Below are 17,330 nucleotides of genomic sequence, written 5' to 3' on the forward strand. Positions count from 1 at the left end.
CGTGGGCGGCTCCGCTCAATGCAGCACATCGGGGTCGGCGCGATCCCCGCCGACCGCCGGCTGGGCCGAGGAGGGCAATGCGGTGTGCTCGCGCACCAGCAGGGTGGCCGCGCGCAGGTACTCCACCAGCTCGGTGTAGGCGATCTCGTTGTCCTCGTCCAGCTCGGCCTCGGGGTCGATGCGGGCGATCTCGGTGAGGTCGTTGATCACCTCGTTGGCCTCGCGCGGCAGCTTGACCGGGTCGTGACTGCCCGCCACGCCGATGCCAAACAGAAACCCCTCGCACCAGTGGCCGAGGGCCGTGGCGCGGTCGCTGAGGGGCGCGTCGTCATCGGGCAGCAGCGGCTCAAACTCGAGGCTGTCGTTCTCCAGCCGGTCGCGGGTGTCCTGATAGAGGGCGCTCAGCGCCTCGAGCACCTCGCGGGCCGGCTCGCCCTTGGGCGACAGGCCATCAAGCACCTGAGCGATCCACTGCGCCGGCTCGGGCGTTTCGGTGCTGCAGAAAAGACCGCAGAGCATGCCCTGCGCCTCGGCGGCGGAAACCTCGGCCTCGACGCCCGCCAGCGCCGCGACCACATCGGTATAGCGTTCGGATTCATTCATGGGCATCAGTCTAGCATTGCTGCTAGACTCAGCGGCAGTCTAAAAGGATGGGACAAGTGGTTGATTCCGTTAGCGAACAGGCAGCACAACTCGAGCACCGCGTGGAGCGCCTGATTCAGCTCTGCGAGCAGCTGCGCGACGAGAACCGCGTGCTGCTGCGCGCCCAGGAGTCCCTCAATGCCGAGCGCGCCGCCCTGCTCGAGAAAAACGAGACCGCCCGCGCCCGCATCGAGGCCATGATCAGCCGCCTCAAGACCCTGGAGCAGGACGGATGAGCGAGCCGGTCAAGGTCAGCATTCTCGATCGCGACTTCATGGTCGCCGCCCCGCCCGAGCAGCAGGCCGACCTGCATGAATCGGCCCGGCAGCTGGATGCCCGCATGCGCGATATCCGCGACAGCGGCCGGGTGGTGGGCACCGACCGCATCGCTATCATGGCCGCGCTCAACCTCATGCATGAGCTGCTCGAGGCGCAGAGCCAGGTCCACCACGACACCGCAACGGCCGAGCGGCTGCAGGCGCTGGATGCCCGCATCAGTGACTATCTGGCCGATGTCGACATCCCCGCCGAACTGCGCCGGCGCTAGACGCGGCTCGACCCGGTAGGCAGACTGGGTGTTGGGTTCCTGTGATGTTCGACACCGGGCTTTTGCATTCTTGACCCTACAATCATGCGCCTCAGGGGAGGTGGCGTAATGCCGTTGGTGTGCAGGTCCGCTACGGGCGGAAAGCCTAAGACGTCATTCGACCTCCCCGACCTGAACCGAAGGGTTCAAGGGCGTTGCCCGAACGGCATGATGGGGACCCACCCTGACACCAAGTCGGACCTGCGCCGCCGGTTGCGGGCCCGACGCCGTCGCCTGCGCGGCCGGGCCGCCCGCCGGGCCGCCGCACTGGCCACCCGGCGGCTGACCGCCCTCGACGGGTGGCAGCGCGCCCGGCACATCGGGATCTACTGGCCCGCGGACGGCGAAATCGACACCCGCCCCCTGATCGCGGCCGCCACCCGGGCCGGCAAGCACGTCTATCTGCCGGTGATCCGCTCATCCCCCGGGGATCTGGCCTTCCGCCGCCATCGGCCCGGCGACCCCCTGCAACGCGGCCGCTTCGGCCTGCCGATCCCGCCCCGCGCCCGGGCCCCGCAACGCCGGCTGGCCGGACTCGACCTGCTGGTGATGCCGCTGGTGGGCTTTGATGCCGCCGGCCATCGGCTGGGTATGGGCGGGGGCTTTTACGACCGCACACTGGCGGGGCGCGGCCGGTGCCGGCGCCCGCTGCGGGTGGGCCTGGCCTATGCCTGCCAGCAGCATCCGGCCATCCCCCATGATCGGTGGGACCAGCGCCTCGATCGGGTCGTCACGGATCGCACGGTGCATGTCTGGTAGCATGGGGAAATAAACGTTGAACATTGCGGATGGACGCAGCAATGGCTTACTGGCTCATGAAATCGGAACCGGATGTCTATGGCATCGATCACCTCGCCGCCGAACCGGACGGGGTCGAACACTGGGACGGCATCCGCAACTATCAGGTCCGCAACCTGTTCCGCGATCAGTTCCAGCCCGGCGATCTCGCGTTTTTCTATCACTCCAACACCAAGGTGCCGGGCATCGTCGGCGTGATGGAGGTGGTCAGCGAGGCGTATCCCGACCACACCGCCTTTGACCCCGACGAAAAGTACTACGACCCCAAGAGTGACCCCGACAACCCGCGCTGGCTGATGGTGGATGTGCGCTATGTGCGCCACCTCGACCGGCTGATTTCGCTGGCCGAGCTCAAGGCCGACCCGGCACTCGCCGACATGCGGCTCGTCCAGCGCGGCAACCGCCTGTCCGTGATGCCGGTCACCGAGGCGCAGTGGCAGCATATCCTTGAAATGGAAAAGCAGGATGACCCCAGCAACCGATAACGCCCCCACCTTCGTCAGTCGGGGGCGCGCCCTGATCGATGCCCTGCCGCTGACCGCCGCACTGTTCGGCGTCGCGCTGGCATGGCTGAGCTGGCCGGATGTGGCCAACAGCGATGGCGAGGTGCCGCCGCTGCAGCCCATCGAGACCCGCACCGCGGTGGCGCTTGAGCGCGCCTTCGCCGGCTATGGCTATGGCTGGCCGGCCCAGCAGGTGCCACCGGTCAGCGTCCAGGCCTTCCCCCCGGATCTGGCCGAGACCGTCACCGACACCAAAAAGTCGCTGTTCTTCCGCACCCTGCTGCCGCTGGTGCTGGCGGAAAACGCCCGCATCGAGGCGCAGCGCGAGGATCTGGCCCGGGCCGCGCCGTCAGGCCTGCCGGACGAGCGCCGGCGCGAGATCCTGAGCCGGCTCGCCGACGAGTACGGGGTCAAGGGGGATCCGCTGGCCCCCGCCACCCAGGCCGCGCTGAAGGCCCGGGTCAACACCGTGCCGCCGGCCCTGGCCCTGGCGCAGGCGGCCAAGGAAAGCGGCTGGGGCACGTCGCGCTTCGCCCGCCAGGGCAACAACCTGTTCGGCGAGTGGACATGGGATGCCAGCCAGGGCATGACACCGCGCGACGCCGCCGCTGACACGGATCACTTCGTACGGCGGTTCACCAACCTGCGCGCCTCGGTGCGCAGCTACCTGAATAACCTCAACACCCACGCCGCCTACGCCCGGTTCCGCTCGCTGCGCGCCCGGGCGCAGGCGGCGGGCCGCGCGATGACGCCGACGGAGATGACCGGCGGGCTCGAGAAGTACTCGCAGCGTGGCTGGGATTACGTCAGGGAAGTGCGCGCCATGATCACCACCAACCAGCTCAGCCAACGGGTGGCCAATGTGCGCCTCACGCCCCTGGCCGAGCGGGTGGCGCAGCGCTAGACGAGGGCCTTGACCAGCACCTTGGAGCCCCGGCCCAGGTTGTAGAACGCGCGCCGCTCGGCCGGCAGCGACTCGGTCGCCGTCGGCGCAAAGCCCTGTTCCCGAAACCAGTGCGCGGTGCGGGTGGTCAGCACGAACAGCCGGTCGCAGCCCGCCGCCAGGGCATCCCGCTCAAGGCGGGCGAGCAGCTGACGGCCGCGGTGGCCATCGCGATAGTCCGGATGCACCACCAGGCAGGCGATCTCGGCGGCGCTCGTCCCGTCAATGCGGTGCAGTGCCGCGCAGGCCACCACCGTGCCCTCGCGATCCATCACGGTGAAATCGTCGATCTCGGTCTCCAGCCGCTCGCGGGTGCGCCGCACCAGGGTGCCATCCGCCTCCAGCGGCGCGATCAGCGCCAGGATCCCGCTGATGTCGTCGATGCCGGCGGCGCGCAGGCGCTCAAAGGCCTGGGGCATGATCAGTGTGCCCACGCCATCGCGTGAGAACAGCTCCCCCAGCAGGGCGCCGTCACGCTGGCGGGGCAGCAGATGCACCCGCGGCACCCCACCCCGACACGCGGCGATGGCCCGGTTGACCTGGGCGTGAAGCGGCCCGGCATCGGCCGGGGCGGCCTCGAAGCGCTCGCGGGCCTCGTCCAGGGTCAGTTCCCCCAGTGGCGTGCCGTCGGCATTCATCAGCCCCTCGCCCTCGTGCAGGAACAGCAGCTTGTCGGCCTGCAGCCCCCGGGCCGCCGCCACCGCCACGTCCTCGGCATACAGGTTGAACTGCTCGCCGGTGGGGGAGACGCCCAGCGGGCTCATCAGCACCACCGCGCCGTCATCCAGGCGCTGGCGCACCGCGGCGGTATCAATGCGCCGCACCTCGCCGGTGTGCAGATGATCGACCCCCGCACGCACACCCAGCGGCCGGGCGGTGACGAAGTTGCCACTCGCCACCTGCAGTCGCAGTCCCGCCATGGGCGAGTTGGCGAGGCCCATTGAGAACAGCGCCTCGATGGCCAGACGCACGCTGCCCACGGCGTCCACCACCGCATCCAGCGCTTCGGCGTCGGTCACCCGCAGGCCGTTGGCGTAGCGGATGGCCGCGCCGCGGGCGTTGAGCCGTTCCTCGACCTGCGGGCGGGCGCCGGGCACCAGCACCAGGCGGATCCCCAGGCCGTTGAGCAGCGCCAGATCATGGACCAGCGCCGCCGCGGTGCCCTCGCTGAGGGCTTCGCCGCCGACGCTGATGACGAACGTGCGGCCCCGGTGGGCGTGGATGAACGGTGAGCTCTGGCGGAACCAGTCCACCCAGGCGTCAAGGCGGTCGGTCATGATCGGCGCCCCCTAGAGCTCGCTCCAGTTGCTGCGCCGCCGCCAGGGGATGCGGGTGACGAGGATGCCCAGCAGCATGCCAAAGACGATCACGCCCGCCCCGGCGATGAACCAGTCGCGGCTTTCCTGATCGGCGGCCCGGTTGGCCTCGCGGCTCAGGTCGTTGACCTGGCGCTCAAGATCGAGGACTTCCTTGCGCAGCGCCTGGTTCTCGTCGGCCAGCTGCAGGCCCTCGTCGGCCTCCTGCAGGCGCTCGGTCATGCGCTGGTTGTCCTCGCGCAGCCGCTCGTTCTCGCTGCTCAGATTCTCGACCTGCGACTCGAGGGCGGCGACCTGCTCGCTCAGGTCACGGTTTTCGTCGCGCAGCGAGTCGCGCTGGCTCACCGCCTGCTCAAGCCGCGCGGCGGCGCCGGGCTCGGCATCCAGGTAGACGCTGCGCACCCAGCCCTCGTCGTTGCCGGCGCGCACCCGGGTCCAGGTCTCGCCGCGCTGCAGCACCTCCAGCTGTTCGCCGGACTCGAGCAAGCGCAGGATGCGGTAGTCATTGCCCTGGCCGCTGCGCAGGGTGATCTCGAGGGCGTCGGTGACATACGCCGTGGTCTGCGCCATGGCTATGCCGCTGCCGGCGATGGCCGCGGCGATCAGCCCAACCAGCGCCAGCGCCCTGCCCATTGCCCGTTTCGAATGCCGCACCCAAGCCTCCCTGGTTCAATCAATCATCAAACCGGCAGTCTAGCTGACGCCTTGGCCGCGGGACACCCGGCGCCTTTGCCATTGCCGCCGGCTGGGTCACAATGCGCCCATGATCCGTTATCCCGCCATCGATCCGATCGCCATCTCGCTGGGGCCGCTGGACATCCACTGGTATGGGGTGATGTATGCCATCGGCTTTGGTCTGGCCTGGTGGCTGGGCCGGCGTCGCGCGACCCGCCCCGACAGCCCCGTCGCCCCGGCGCAGATGGATGATCTGCTGCTGTTCGGCGCCATTGGCGTGGTCGTTGGCGGGCGCATGGGCTATGCGCTTTTCTACAGCGGCGGCGATCTGCTGACCGATCCGCTGTCGCTGCTGCGCCTGTGGGAAGGCGGCATGGCCTTTCACGGCGGGCTGATCGGGGTCATCGTGATGATGGCGGTCTATGCCTGGCGCCACCGCATCGCGCCGCTGGCGCTGGGGGATTTCGTCGCGCCCCTGATCCCGCCGGGACTCGCCGCCGGGCGGCTCGGCAATTTCATTAACGGCGAACTCTGGGGCGCGCCGACCACTCTGCCCTGGGGCATGGTCTACCCACCGCTCGGTCCCGAGCCCCGCCATCCCTCGCAACTCTATGAGCTGGCCCTGGAGGGACTGGTGCTGTTTGCGGTGGTCTGGATTTACTCGCGCCGGCCGCGGCCCATGGGGGCGGTCACCGGGCTGTTCCTGGCCGGCTACGGTCTTGCCCGGCTGGCGGTGGAGTTCATCCGCCTGCCCGATGCGCACATCGGTTATCTATGGGGCGGGTGGCTGACCATGGGCCAGCTCCTGTCCGTGCCCATGATCATCGCCGGCCTCGCACTGCTGGCCTGGGCCTGGCGCCGCCCGGCCGTCTCCCCTTCGTCCTAGCCCAACCCGGAGCCCGTCACCGCCATGCAGCAGTATCTCGACCTCCTCCGCCACGTCCGCGACCACGGTGTCGAAAAATCCGACCGCACCGGCGTGGGCACGCGCTCGGTGTTTGGCGGGCAGATGCGCTTTGACCTGGCCGACGGCTTTCCCATGGTGACCACCAAAAAACTGCACCTGCGCGCCATCATCCACGAGCTGCTGTGGTTTCTGGCGGGCGAGAGCAACATCCGCTATCTCAAGGACAACGACGTCCACATCTGGGATGAGTGGGCCGACACCAACGGCGATCTGGGCCCGATCTATGGCGTGCAGTGGCGCTCGTGGCCGACCCCCGATGGCGGGCAGATCGACCAGATCGCCCGGGTCGTCGAGCAGATCCGGCACAACCCCGACTCGCGCCGGCATATCGTCACCGCCTGGAACCCGGCCGAGGTGGATCGCATGGGACTGCCGCCCTGCCATGTGCTGTTCCAGTTCTATGTGGCCGAGGGGCGGCTCTCCTGCCAGCTCTATCAGCGCAGCGCGGATCTGTTCCTGGGCGTGCCGTTCAACATCGCCTCCTACGCGCTGCTCACCCACATGGTGGCGCAGGTCACCGGGCTCCGGCCCGGGTCGTTCATCCATACCCTGGGGGACGCGCATCTCTACCTGAATCATCTCGAGCAGGCCGACACGCAGCTCGCCCGCGAGCCGCTGCCGCTGCCCACCCTCGAGCTCAACCCGGCGGTGGATGATCTCTTCGACTTCCGCTTCGAGGACATCTACGTCACCGGCTATCAGTCGCACCCGCGCATCGCCGCGCCCATCGCCGTCTAGGAGCGTTCAGCCATGCAGATAACCCTGGTGGTCGCCATGACCGAAAACCGTGTCATCGGCCGGAACAACGACCTGCCCTGGCGGCTTCCCGACGACATGCGCCATTTCGTGGCGCTGACGCGGGGCAAGCCGATCGTCATGGGCCGCCGCAACTACGCCTCCATCGGCCGGCCGCTGCCGCGCCGTCAGAACATCGTCATGACCCGCCAGCCGGACTGGTCGGCGGACGGGGTCGAGGCGGTGCATTCGGTGGAAGCCGCCATCGCGGCGGCCGGGGATGTGCCCGAGCTGATGGTGATCGGCGGGGCCGACATCTATGCGGCGTTCCTGCCGCGGGCCGATCGCATCGAGCTGACTCGGGTGCGCACCGAGCTGGAGGGTGATACCTGGCTGCCGGTGTTCGAGGGCCCGGAATGGACCCGGACCGCACTCACCCATCACCCGGCGGATGCCGAGCATGCCTGGGCGATGGACTTTGAAGTCTGGGAGCGCCAGCCCGCGGCTGACTAGCGCTTTCTAGCGCTTCATGGCCTGGAAGAACTCGTTGTTGGTCTTGGTGTCCTTGAGCTTGTCGAGCAGGAACTCGATGGCCGCCAGCTCATCCATCGGATGCAGCAGCTTGCGCAGGATCCAGACCTTCTGGAGCTCGTCCGGGGTCATCAGCAGCTCTTCGCGGCGGGTGCCGGAGCGGTTGATGTTGATCGCCGGGTAGATGCGCTTCTCGGCGATGCGCCGATCCAGGTGCACCTCCATGTTGCCGGTGCCCTTGAACTCCTCATAGATCACATCGTCCATGCGCGAGCCGGTCTCGATCAGCGAGGTGGCGATGATGCTCAGGCTGCCGCCTTCCTCGATGTTGCGCGCGGCACCAAAAAAGCGCTTCGGGCGATGCAGGGCATTGGCGTCGACACCACCGGTCAGCACCTTGCCGGAGCTGGGCACCACGGTGTTGTAGGCCCGCGCCAGCCGGGTGATGGAGTCGAGCATGATCACCACGTCGCGCTTATGCTCAACGAGGCGCTTGGCCTTTTCGATGACCATCTCGGCCACCTGCACATGGCGACTCGCCGGTTCGTCAAAGGTCGACGACACCACCTCGCCCCGCACCGTGCGCTCCATCTCGGTCACCTCTTCGGGGCGCTCATCGATGAGCAGGACGATGACGTAGGCTTCGGGGTTGTTGGAGGTGATGGACTGGGCGATGTTCTGCAGCAGCATGGTCTTGCCGGCCTTGGGCGGCGAGACGATCAGCGCCCGCTGGCCCTTGCCGATGGGCGCGCTCAGATCGATCACCCGGGCGGTCAGATCCTCGGTGGACCCGTTGCCGCGCTCCAGCGTCATGCGCTCCTTGGGGAACAGCGGCGTGAGATTCTCGAACAGGACCTTGTGCTTGGCCGATTCGGGTTTCTCGAAGTTGATCTGATCGACCTTGAGCAGCGCGAAGTAGCGCTCGCCATCCTTGGGCGGGCGGATCTTGCCCGAGATGGTGTCGCCGGTGCGCAGGCTGAAGCGCCGGATCTGACTGGGCGAGACGTAGATGTCGTCGGGCCCGGCCATGTAGGAGCTGGTGGCGGTCCGCAGGAAGCCGAAGCCGTCCTGGAGGATCTCGAGGACGCCGTCGCCCCAGATGTCCTCGCCCTTTTTGGCGTGCGCCTTGAGCAGGGAGAAGATGACGTCCTGCTTGCGCGAACGGGCCATGTTTTCGATGCCGAGGGACTGCGCCAGCTCGACAAGCTCGGCGGCGCGCTTATGCTTGAGTTCGGTGAGATTCATTTTTGCTTGAGGGGCCGCCCGACGGACGGCCGCTGCCTTGGTGGGAGGGGCGCACCCCGAGGGGGTCCCGCAGGTTAAAGGTTGCTGTCGATGAACGCGGAGAGCTGCGCCTTCGACAGGGCGCCCACCTTGGTGGCCTCGACCCCGCCGTTTTTGAACAGCATCAGCGTCGGAATACCGCGGATCCCGTACTTGGGCGGGGTCTCGGGATTCTCGTCGATGTTGAGCTTGGCGATTCGAAGCTTGCCCTCGTAGCTACCGGCAATCTCCTCGAGGATCGGGCCGATCATCTTGCAGGGGCCGCACCACTCCGCCCAGTAGTCCACAAGGACCGGCTGGTCGGCATTGACGACTTCGGATTCAAAATTGGCGTCGGACACGTGGACGATATTGTCGCTCACGGAGCATTCCTCCAAAGGGATATCGGTCGCTGATCGAGATCGGGCCGGTCGAACGGATCGCCCGTCAAATCAATGAAAATGGCTAAGGGGACATCACCCGAAAGGGCTTGTACGTCGAAGGCTAGTCCCCTGATTCGCCGGTGTCAAATGACGTGTATATTGAGGCGTTATGGACACTCAGACACTGCCCCGCCTGGCCGAACAGGCCGTCGCCATCGCCGAGTCCGCGGGCCGCACGATCCTTGGCATTTACGCCAACGGCTTCCACGTGCAGGCCAAGGCCGACGACTCGCCGCTGACCACCGCCGACAACGCCGCCCACGAGCTGATCGCGGAACGCCTGAAGGCGCTGACCCCCGACATTCCGGTGGTCTCCGAAGAAGGCGGCCTGCCCGACTATGCCGAGCGTCAGGGCTGGACCACCTACTGGCTGGTGGACCCGCTGGACGGTACCCGCGAGTTCGTCAAGCGCAACGGCGAGTTCACCGTCAACATCGCCCTCATCGAAGCCGGCCGCCCCATCTTCGGTGTGGTCCACGCGCCAGTGCTTGAATGCACGTGGGAGGCCGTCCACCGCCCGGCCCGCGACGGCGAAACCGCCCTAGGCTGGGCGCGGCGCCACGACGCTGACGGTCAGCACGCCATCCAGACCCGGCGCACCCCACCCACCGACCTGACCCTGGTGGTCAGTCGTTCGCACCGCCACCCGCAGGTCGAGGCCCTGCTCCAGCGCCTGCCCGCCTACCGGACCCGCTCCATGGGCAGCTCCATCAAGTTCTGCCTGGTCGCCGAGGGCGAGGCGGACTGCTATCCGCGCTTCGGCCCCACCTCGGAGTGGGACAGCGCGGCCGCCCAGTGCATCGTCGAGGCCGCCGGCGGCGCGGTCATCCGCCCCGATGGCACGCCGTTGCGGTATAACACCAAGGCGTCGACGCTTAATCCCAACTTCGTGGTCATCGGCGACCCGCAGTGGCCCTGGGCGGATGCGCTTGACGGGTTGCCGGTGGAGGAGCGCTAAACGGCGTCCCGATGCGGTGCCGCTTCCGTCCCCTTTCCCCGCGCTCACACGATGCGGGGCGCCTCGAGATCGCACGGTGAAAGGGGACGGAATCGGCAATCCCCGGATCCGGTGGCGCGCCCCGCATTGGCGATCCCGTTGCCCTGGATCGGGCGACCTCGGGACGCCGTGGTGTGTGGGATCCACTGCGTAAATCGCCCCGCGTCCCGCGCGAGCCCGATTCAGGGCAAGGGGAGCGCCACCGCACCGCCCCAGCGGTGTTACGGCATCAACACATACTCACCCGGGGCCTCGACATCCGGGGCGTAGCCCTGACTCGGCGCGCCGAGGGTCGGCGGTGCCACGGCCTGCCCCGAGCGCTGCGCCAGCCAGTCCTGCCAGGCCGGCCACCACGAGCCTTCCTGCTGCGGCATCTCGCGCTCGAAGCGCTCCGCCGGATAGGTGGGCTCCAGCGGCTTGAAGTGCCTGATCTGATAGTGCCGGCGCGGATGGCCCGGCTCGCTGACAATGCCGGCGTTGTGCCCGCCCCGGGTCAGCAGAAAAGTCACGTCGGTGCGCGTCAGGCGGGTGATCTTGTACACCGAATGCCACGGGGCGATGTGGTCCTTCTGGGTGGCCACCGAGAAGATCGGGATATCGATGTCGGCGACGGAGACCGGCTGCCCGTCGATGTCGTAACGGCCCTCCACCAGATCGTTATGAAGGAACAGACTGCGCAGGTATTCACTGTGCATGCGATAGGGCAGGCGCGTGGCGTCGGCGTTCCAGGCCATCAGATCAAACGTCGAATCGCGCTCGCCCATCAGGTAGTGGCGTATCATCCGCGACCACACCAGGTCCTGGGAGCGCAGCAGGTGGAAGGCGCCGGCCATGCGGTCCCGGCCCAGGTAGCCGCGGGCCCACATCACATCCTCGAGGAACGAGACCTGGGATTCGTCGATGAACAGATCCAGCTCACCCGGCTCGGTAAAGTCGGTCTGCGTCGCCAGCAGTGACAGTGTGGCCAGCCGGTCGTCGCCGTCACGCGCCATGGCCGCCGCCGCCAGAGTCAGCAGCGTGCCGCCCAGGCAGTAACCCACGCCGTGCACCTTCTGATCGGGAACAATGTGGTTGACCGCGTCCAGCGGGTCGTTCACGCCCAGACGCCGGTAGTCGGCCATCCCCATGCCGCGGTCCTCGGGCCCCGGGTTTTTCCACGACACCACGAACACCGTGTGACCCTGACCGACCAGGTATTCGATCAGTGACCGGCCCGGCTGTAGATCGAGGATGTAGTACTTCATGATCCAGGCCGGCACGATCAGTACCGGCTCGGGGTGGACCGTGTCGGTGGTGGGCTGGTACTGGATCAGCTCCATCAACGCGTTGCGATGGACCACCTTGCCCGGCGTCACGGCCAGATCGCGGCCGACCTGATAATCCTCGTCGCTTGCCTGCGGCCGCCCGGCGAGCTCGCGCTGCACGTCCTCAAGCCAGTTCGAGCCGCCGCGGAGCAGGTTCGCACCGCGCTCGTTGACGGTCCGCTCGAGGACTTCCGGGTTGGTGGGCAGAAAATTCGACGGCGAGACCATATCCAGCATCTGCCGGACGGTGAAGTTGACCACCTCCTCGTGATGCGGATTCACGCCCGGCACCCCGGTGGTCGCCACATGCCACCACTGCTGCTGGAGCAGGAATGCCTGGTGGATGAACGAAAACGGCCAGTTCCCCCAGGCCGGGGCCTCGAATCGCTGGTCGTCGGGCAGTGGCTCGATACAGCGGGTCTGCTCATCATCGGCAAGGCAGTGACCGGAATAGGCGGCAAGCCGCAGCGCCTTGCGCAGGGCCTTTTCCTGAAGCGCGCCCTGGCGGCCGGGATTGAGCGCGAGATGCCCGGCCCAGTCAAAAAACGCCAGCTGCAGGGCGGTCGGCGAAATCCCGCCGGTCATGCGCCCGATCATGGCGTGCAGCAGTCGATCCCAGGCCACGGGGTCGGTGACCTGCTCGGAGAACGCGTGGTCCAGTCGTGTCATATCGCTTCCCTTCGTGCGGCTCTACACCATTGGGCTCGGGGGGGCGGCAGTACGTTCCATTCGTCGGTGTGGTGGTGTGCGGTGGCGCTCCCATTACCCTGAATCGGGCTCGCGCGGGACAGCGCGGTGCCGCTTCCGTCCCCTTTCCCCGCGCTCACACGATGCGGAGCGCCTCGAGATCGCACGGTGAAAGGGGACGGAATCGGCAATCCCCGGATCCGGTGGCGGACCCTGCATTGGCGATCCCGTTACCCTGGATCGGGCGACCTCGGGGCGCCGTGGTGTGTGGGATCCACTGCGTGAATCGCCCCGCGTCCCGCGCGAGCCCGATTCAGGGTGACGGGAGCGCCACCACCACCGCCCCGCGCGGTGTTTCATCCCCCTTCCCGCAGTAACCGCATCGGCGACGCCCGATAGTAGCGCCGCGCCCCCAGGGCGCCGGCGGCCCAGACGGTGACCAGTCCCACCAGCGCGCCCACTACCAGGGTCAGCGGCCGAAACGGGTAGTCCAGGCTGAACAGCACCTCGGCGACCACCATGCCGGCGGCCGTGGCGGCCAGGCCGGCCAGACTGCCCGCCACCAGGCCCACCAGCCAGAACTCCAGCCGTGCCATGCGCCGGATGCGTCGGCCGCTGGCGCCGAGGGCCCGCAGCAGGGCGCTCTCAAAGCGGCGCTGCTCGCCGGTGATCTGCAGGGCCGCCAGCAGCACCAGCACGCCCGCCGCCAGGGTCAGCAGGGCCATGAGCTCCACCACGCTCGATCCCTGGTCGATGATGGTGCGCACGATGCGCAGTACGCTGCTGACATCAATCGGCGTCACGCTGGGATAGGCGCGGACAAGGTCGTTGAGGACCTGCCCCTGGTCCGACGGCAGATGAAAACTGGTCAGCCAGGTCGCCGGCAGGTCGTCGAAGGTCCCGGGCGACGCCAGCACGAAGAAGTTGACGTTGAAGCTCTCCCAGCGCACCTCGCGCAGGCTGGTGACCCGGGCGGTGACGCGCTGACCGCCGGAGCTGAAGGTCATGCGATCGCCCAGCTCGACGCCGATTTCCTCGGCAAAGTCGGTTTCCACGGACAGCTGCGGCGACGGGTCGTCGACATCGCCCCACCACTCGCCGGCGACGATGCGGTTGTCCGACTGCAGCTCGGTGGTCCACGACAGGTTGAACTCGCGCCGCGCCAGGCGGCGGGCCTGGGCGCTCTCGTAGTCGCCGGCCTGCACCGCCGCGTCGTTCAGTCCGGTCAGCCGCGCCCGCACCATGGGGTAGAAGCGCGTGTCGATCTGCGCCTCGGCCAGCCGCGAGCGGACGCCGTCCAGCTCATCGGGCTGGATGTTGATCAGGAACTGGTTGGGGGCATCGGCGGGGATTTCGCTCTCCCAGGCGCTCAGCAGGTCGTTGCGCACCACCGCCAGCAAAAACAGGCTCATCAGGCCCACGCCCACTGCCACGATCTGGATGACCGCGGTCACTGGCCGGCGGGTGAAGCCGGTCAGCCACAGCAGGCGTCGATTGCCGCCGCGCCGCGACCAGGCCCGGGCGCCGTAGACCACCGCCGCGGCCACCGCGGTCAGCAGGGCCAGGGTGGCGGTCACCGCGCCCAGCACACTCAGCGTCACCCGCGGATCGCCGGCCTGCCAGGCCATCAGCGCGATGATGACGCCGGCCGCCGCCAGCAGCGGTACGCCGGCGCCCAGCAGCCCGCTGCCCAGGTCCTGGCGCAGCACCCGCATGGGCGGGGCATTGCGCAGGCGCGCCAGGGTGGGCAGGGCGAACCCCACCAGCGCCGCGGCAGCGGTCAGCCAGCCGGTGGCCAGCGGCTGCCAGCCCGCCGGCGGCAGTCGGGTGTCGAGCAGCTCGGCCACCAGTGCCAGCATGCCCAGGTGCAGCAGATAGCCCAGCCCGGCGCCAATGGCGCCGGCGAACAGTCCCAGCCACAACAGCTTGCCGATCATCAGCGCCAGCACCTGTCGCCGGGTGGCGCCAATGGCGCGCATCACGGCCACGCCGGTGATCTGGCGCTCGGCATAGTGGCGCACGGTCAGCAGCACCGCCACGCCGGCCACGATCACCGTCAGCAGTGCCGCCAGGCCCAGAAAGCGCTTGGCCTGCTCGATGACCTCCGAGGCGCCGCGGCCCTGCTCGCTGGGTCGCTCGATCTCCACGGCATTGCCCTCACGGGCCACCAGCTGATCGGTGAACCCGTCGAGCGCCGGGCGGGGACCCGCAAGCAGCAGTTTATGCCGGACCCGGCTGCCCTCGCCGATCAGCTCGGTGGCGGCCAGATCGGCGTGGTTGAACATCAGCCGCGGCGCCAGCCCGCCAAAGCCCTGACCGCGGTCGGGCTCAAAACTGAGGATCCCGGCCACCTCCAGGGTCTGGGCGCCGATCTCAAGGGTATCGCCCACCGAGACATCCAGCAGCCCCAGCAGGCGCGACTCGATCCAGGCCGTACCCGGGGCGGGAATGCCGTCGGGGACGACCTCTTCAGCCCCCGCCCGGGGCTGGATACGCAGGCTGCCGCGCAGGGGATAGCGGTCACTGACGGCCTTGGCCGAGACCAGCCGGCTGGCGGCGTCATTGAGGACCACGGTGGGGAAGACCGCCGTGCGCGCCGTGGTCAGGCCCCGGGATTCGGCGTCGGCCTGCCAGTCATTGGGGATGCGGCGCGGGTATTCCACTGCCCGGTCCGCGGCCAGCAGGTCGGCGGCGCGCGCCTCGGTGGCACCGGCCACCCGGTCAGCCAGCCACGACACGCCGGTGACGGCGGCCACGGCAATGATCAGCGCCAGCGCCAGCAGGCGCAGTTCGCCGCCGCGCCAGTCCCGGTAGAGCAGCCGCAGCGCCAGCATCAGCCGGCCTCCGTGGCCAGTGCGCCATCGCGCAGGTAGCGCACCCGGGCGCAGCGCGCGGCAACGGCATGATCGTGGGTGACCAGGATCAGGGTGGTGCCGTAGTCGCGATTGAGGGCGAACAGCAGATCAATGACCTGCTCGCCGGTGTGATGATCAAGGTTGCCGGTGGGCTCATCGGCAAACAGGATCTGCGGGCGGCTGACGAACGCCCGGGCCAAGGCCACGCGCTGCTGCTCGCCGCCCGACAGCTGGGCGGGGTAGTGGGCGGTGCGATCGGCCAGGCCTACCCGTTCCAGGGCGGCGGCGGCCTGCGGGCGGGCCTGGCGCTCGCCAGCCAGCTCCGCGGGCAGCATGACGTTTTCAAGGGCGGTCAGGCCGGGCAGCAGGTGGAAGGCCTGAAACACGAATCCGACCCGGCCGCTGCGCAGGGCGGCGCGCTGATCCTCGTCCAGCTCGGTGAGATCCTCTCCGGCCAGGCTGACCCGGCCGCCGCTCGGCAGGTCGAGTCCCGCGAGCAGGCCCAGCAGGGTCGACTTGCCCGAGCCCGATGTCCCCAGAATCGCCAGGGAGTCGCCGGCATCAATGCTAAGATCAAGGTTTTCGAACAGGCTGATCCGGCCTTCCGGGGCCTCGAAGCGCATCGCCAGGGCGCTCGCTTCAAGCATCGGCGGGTCTTGACGGGAGGATTCCATGGGTTGGGGCATACGCGGTCGACTCCTGCATGCGTCGTGTTTACTGTGGCTGACCCTGCTGGTGATGGGGCCGGCCATGGGCGCCGGCGCCGCTGACGAGCGGGTCCTGGTCCTGGGCGACAGCCTTTCGGCCGCCTATAACATGCCCACCGAGTCGGGCTGGGTGGCGCGGCTGTCCGAGCGCCTCGGCCCCGACGGCCGGGTCATCAACGCGGCGATCAGCGGCGAGACCACCGCCGGCGCCCGGGCCCGTCTGCCCGCGGCCCTCGAGCGCCACAAGCCGTCCATCGTCATCATCGCGCTCGGCGGCAACGACGGCCTGCGCGGCATCTCACCCGCCGCCATGCGCGACAACCTGCTCGCGATGATCGAGCGCTCGCGGGCGGCCGGCGCCCGGGTGCTGCTGGCCGGCGTGCGCCTGCCTGCCAATTATGGCACCGCATTCATTGAGCGGTTCCGCCAAGTCTACCGCGATGTCGCCGAGCGCACCGGCGTGCGCCTGATTCCGATGCTGCTCGACGGCGTGGCCGAGGATCCGTCACTGATGCAGTCGGACGGCATTCACCCCAATGCAAAGGCCCAGCCGATCATCCTTCAGACGGTATGGTCGGGGCTCGCCCCGCTGCTTGAATCGGACCCTGAAGGCTCGCCGGCAGGCTGACCGTCATGGTCATCGGCAGATGATCGGACAGCGGGGCGTCCAGCACTTCGACCGCCTCCACGGCCAGACTGGGGGTGACCAGGATATGGTCGATATTGCGGGCCGGCCGCCAGCTGGGATAGGTGGGCTCGGTGCTGGCCGGTTCGCGCAGGCCCGTCTCGGCGCATAAATAGCGCAGCTCGGGACTGCTCGAGTGGCAGTTCAGATCCCCCATGACGATGGCATGCGACTCATCGGCGATGCACTCGGCGATGTAGGCCAGCTGATTGAGTCGCGCGCGCTGGCTCAGCGCCAGGTGCAGCAGCACCACCAGCAGATCATCCCGCGCGGTGGAAAAGCGCACCATCAACGCCCCGCGGCCGGGGATCCGCCCCGGCAGGCGGTGCTCGCTCACCGTTGTCGCCGGGCAGCGGGCGAGCAGGCCATTGCTGTGCTGGGCGAGCCGCCCCAGCGGCCGGTTGGTCTGGATATAGCGATGCGGGAAGGCCGCGGTCTCGGCCAGGAATGCGGTCTGATCGACGAAGCCGCTGCGCAGGCTGCCGGCGTCCAGTTCCTGGAGGCCCACCAGGTCAAAGCCGCGGATGGTCTCGGCGATGCGCCGCAGGTTGGGCATGCGCGCGGTATCCGGCAGCACATGACGCCAGCCGCGGGTGAAATACTGGTGGTAGTAACGCGTCTCGATGCCGGCCTGGATGTTGAAGCTCATCAGCCGCAGCCGGGCCGGCAATCGATCCATGGTCTCGGGCCCCG

The 17,330-nt window shown here is 68.4% G+C and carries 19 protein-coding genes and 1 other RNA gene; 11 read left to right on the forward strand and 9 right to left on the reverse strand.

All coding sequences use genetic code 11. The features are described 5' to 3' along the window. Nucleotides 1-15: 15 nt before the first annotated feature. Nucleotides 16-603 (reverse strand): UPF0149 family protein, encoded by a 588-nt coding sequence (locus FPL11_RS00725; RefSeq protein ID WP_235013492.1) that lies wholly within the window; start codon nt 601-603, stop codon nt 16-18. 56 nt (nt 604-659) lie between these two features. Between FPL11_RS00725 and FPL11_RS00730 the strand changes: the two genes are divergently transcribed. The 6 genes from FPL11_RS00730 to FPL11_RS00755 all read left to right on the forward strand — a co-directional run bounded on the left by FPL11_RS00730 (nt 660) and on the right by FPL11_RS00755 (nt 3,433). Beyond that, nucleotides 660-878 (forward strand): TIGR02449 family protein, encoded by a 219-nt coding sequence (locus FPL11_RS00730; protein WP_235013493.1) that lies wholly within the window; start codon nt 660-662, stop codon nt 876-878. Beyond that, the gene (locus FPL11_RS00735; protein ID WP_069133735.1) at nt 875-1,189 is read left to right on the forward strand and encodes a cell division protein ZapA; all 315 of its coding nucleotides are present in this window, start codon (nt 875-877) and stop codon (nt 1,187-1,189) included. Before FPL11_RS00730 ends, FPL11_RS00735 begins: the two co-directional genes overlap by 4 nt. A gap of 33 nt (nt 1,190-1,222) precedes the next feature. Next, nucleotides 1,223-1,410: non-coding RNA, 6S RNA (gene ssrS, locus FPL11_RS00740), on the forward strand. After that, nucleotides 1,397-1,987, forward strand: coding sequence for a 5-formyltetrahydrofolate cyclo-ligase (locus FPL11_RS00745; protein WP_144346837.1), 591 nt, complete (start codon nt 1,397-1,399; stop codon nt 1,985-1,987). Before ssrS ends, FPL11_RS00745 begins: the two co-directional genes overlap by 14 nt. A 41-nt stretch (nt 1,988-2,028) precedes the next feature. Continuing rightward, a complete protein-coding gene (locus tag FPL11_RS00750; RefSeq protein ID WP_069133740.1) occupies nt 2,029-2,511 on the forward strand; it encodes an EVE domain-containing protein in 483 nt (160 codons plus the stop codon). Beyond that, the gene (locus tag FPL11_RS00755; protein WP_144346838.1) at nt 2,492-3,433 is read left to right on the forward strand and encodes a glucosaminidase domain-containing protein; all 942 of its coding nucleotides are present in this window, start codon (nt 2,492-2,494) and stop codon (nt 3,431-3,433) included. Before FPL11_RS00750 ends, FPL11_RS00755 begins: the two co-directional genes overlap by 20 nt. On the opposite strand, the gene argA is transcribed toward FPL11_RS00755, so the two are convergent. Together argA and FPL11_RS00765 are read right to left on the reverse strand one after the other, a co-directional pair. Then, nucleotides 3,430-4,749, reverse strand: a complete 1,320-nt coding sequence (argA, locus tag FPL11_RS00760; protein ID WP_144346839.1) for an amino-acid N-acetyltransferase — start codon at nt 4,747-4,749, stop codon at nt 3,430-3,432. The two genes, FPL11_RS00755 and argA, sit on opposite strands and share 4 nt — an antisense overlap. A gap of 12 nt (nt 4,750-4,761) precedes the next feature. Next, the gene (locus FPL11_RS00765; protein WP_144346840.1) at nt 4,762-5,442 is read right to left on the reverse strand and encodes a TIGR04211 family SH3 domain-containing protein; all 681 of its coding nucleotides are present in this window, start codon (nt 5,440-5,442) and stop codon (nt 4,762-4,764) included. Between the two features lie 109 nt (nt 5,443-5,551). Here FPL11_RS00765 and lgt point away from each other — a divergent pair, with 109 nt between their 5' ends. Genes lgt through FPL11_RS00780 form a run of 3 tightly spaced genes read left to right on the forward strand, consistent with a single transcriptional unit; the run spans nt 5,552 to nt 7,678 of the window. After that, nucleotides 5,552-6,349, forward strand: a complete 798-nt coding sequence (gene lgt / locus FPL11_RS00770) for a prolipoprotein diacylglyceryl transferase (RefSeq protein ID WP_144346841.1) — start codon at nt 5,552-5,554, stop codon at nt 6,347-6,349. Nucleotides 6,350-6,373: 24 nt separating this feature from the next. Continuing rightward, on the forward strand, nt 6,374-7,168 hold the full coding sequence (locus FPL11_RS00775) for a thymidylate synthase (RefSeq protein ID WP_144346842.1): 795 nt from the start codon (nt 6,374-6,376) through the stop codon (nt 7,166-7,168). Between the two features lie 12 nt (nt 7,169-7,180). After that, nucleotides 7,181-7,678, forward strand: a complete 498-nt coding sequence (locus FPL11_RS00780; RefSeq protein WP_069133752.1) for a dihydrofolate reductase — start codon at nt 7,181-7,183, stop codon at nt 7,676-7,678. 6 nt (nt 7,679-7,684) lie between these two features. On the opposite strand, the gene rho is transcribed toward FPL11_RS00780, so the two are convergent. Then, nucleotides 7,685-8,941, reverse strand: coding sequence for a transcription termination factor Rho (gene rho / locus FPL11_RS00785; RefSeq protein WP_069133754.1), 1,257 nt, complete (start codon nt 8,939-8,941; stop codon nt 7,685-7,687). Nucleotides 8,942-9,015: 74 nt separating this feature from the next. Next, on the reverse strand, nt 9,016-9,342 hold the full coding sequence (trxA, locus tag FPL11_RS00790; protein WP_069133756.1) for a thioredoxin TrxA: 327 nt from the start codon (nt 9,340-9,342) through the stop codon (nt 9,016-9,018). Nucleotides 9,343-9,511: 169 nt separating this feature from the next. Here trxA and cysQ point away from each other — a divergent pair, with 169 nt between their 5' ends. After that, the gene (gene cysQ / locus FPL11_RS00795; RefSeq protein ID WP_144346843.1) at nt 9,512-10,360 is read left to right on the forward strand and encodes a 3'(2'),5'-bisphosphate nucleotidase CysQ; all 849 of its coding nucleotides are present in this window, start codon (nt 9,512-9,514) and stop codon (nt 10,358-10,360) included. Nucleotides 10,361-10,620: 260 nt separating this feature from the next. Here the strand turns inward: cysQ and FPL11_RS00800 are convergent, their stop codons facing one another. The 3 genes from FPL11_RS00800 to FPL11_RS00810 all read right to left on the reverse strand — a co-directional run bounded on the left by FPL11_RS00800 (nt 10,621) and on the right by FPL11_RS00810 (nt 15,919). Continuing rightward, nucleotides 10,621-12,372 carry a PHA/PHB synthase family protein gene (locus FPL11_RS00800; RefSeq protein WP_144346844.1) on the reverse strand — a complete coding sequence of 584 codons (1,752 nt, stop codon included), beginning with the start codon at nt 12,370-12,372 and terminating at the stop codon, nt 10,621-10,623. Nucleotides 12,373-12,746: 374 nt separating this feature from the next. Further along, the gene (locus tag FPL11_RS00805; RefSeq protein ID WP_144346845.1) at nt 12,747-15,224 is read right to left on the reverse strand and encodes an ABC transporter permease; all 2,478 of its coding nucleotides are present in this window, start codon (nt 15,222-15,224) and stop codon (nt 12,747-12,749) included. Next, complete coding sequence (locus FPL11_RS00810) at nt 15,224-15,919, reverse strand: ABC transporter ATP-binding protein (RefSeq protein ID WP_235011911.1); 696 nt, start codon at nt 15,917-15,919, stop codon at nt 15,224-15,226. The genes FPL11_RS00805 and FPL11_RS00810 overlap by 1 nt, the downstream gene beginning before the upstream one ends. Between FPL11_RS00810 and FPL11_RS00815 the strand changes: the two genes are divergently transcribed. Further along, the gene (locus FPL11_RS00815) at nt 15,918-16,580 is read left to right on the forward strand and encodes an arylesterase (RefSeq protein ID WP_200833611.1); all 663 of its coding nucleotides are present in this window, start codon (nt 15,918-15,920) and stop codon (nt 16,578-16,580) included. The two genes, FPL11_RS00810 and FPL11_RS00815, sit on opposite strands and share 2 nt — an antisense overlap. Here FPL11_RS00815 and FPL11_RS00820 read toward each other — a convergent pair. After that, nucleotides 16,507-17,316, reverse strand: coding sequence for an endonuclease/exonuclease/phosphatase family protein (locus tag FPL11_RS00820; protein ID WP_235013301.1), 810 nt, complete (start codon nt 17,314-17,316; stop codon nt 16,507-16,509). The genes FPL11_RS00815 and FPL11_RS00820 overlap by 74 nt on opposite strands. Nucleotides 17,317-17,330 lie beyond the last annotated feature (14 nt).

The organism is Spiribacter aquaticus (assembly GCF_007625215.1).
Taxonomy (GTDB): Bacteria; Pseudomonadota; Gammaproteobacteria; order Nitrococcales; family Nitrococcaceae; genus Spiribacter; species Spiribacter roseus.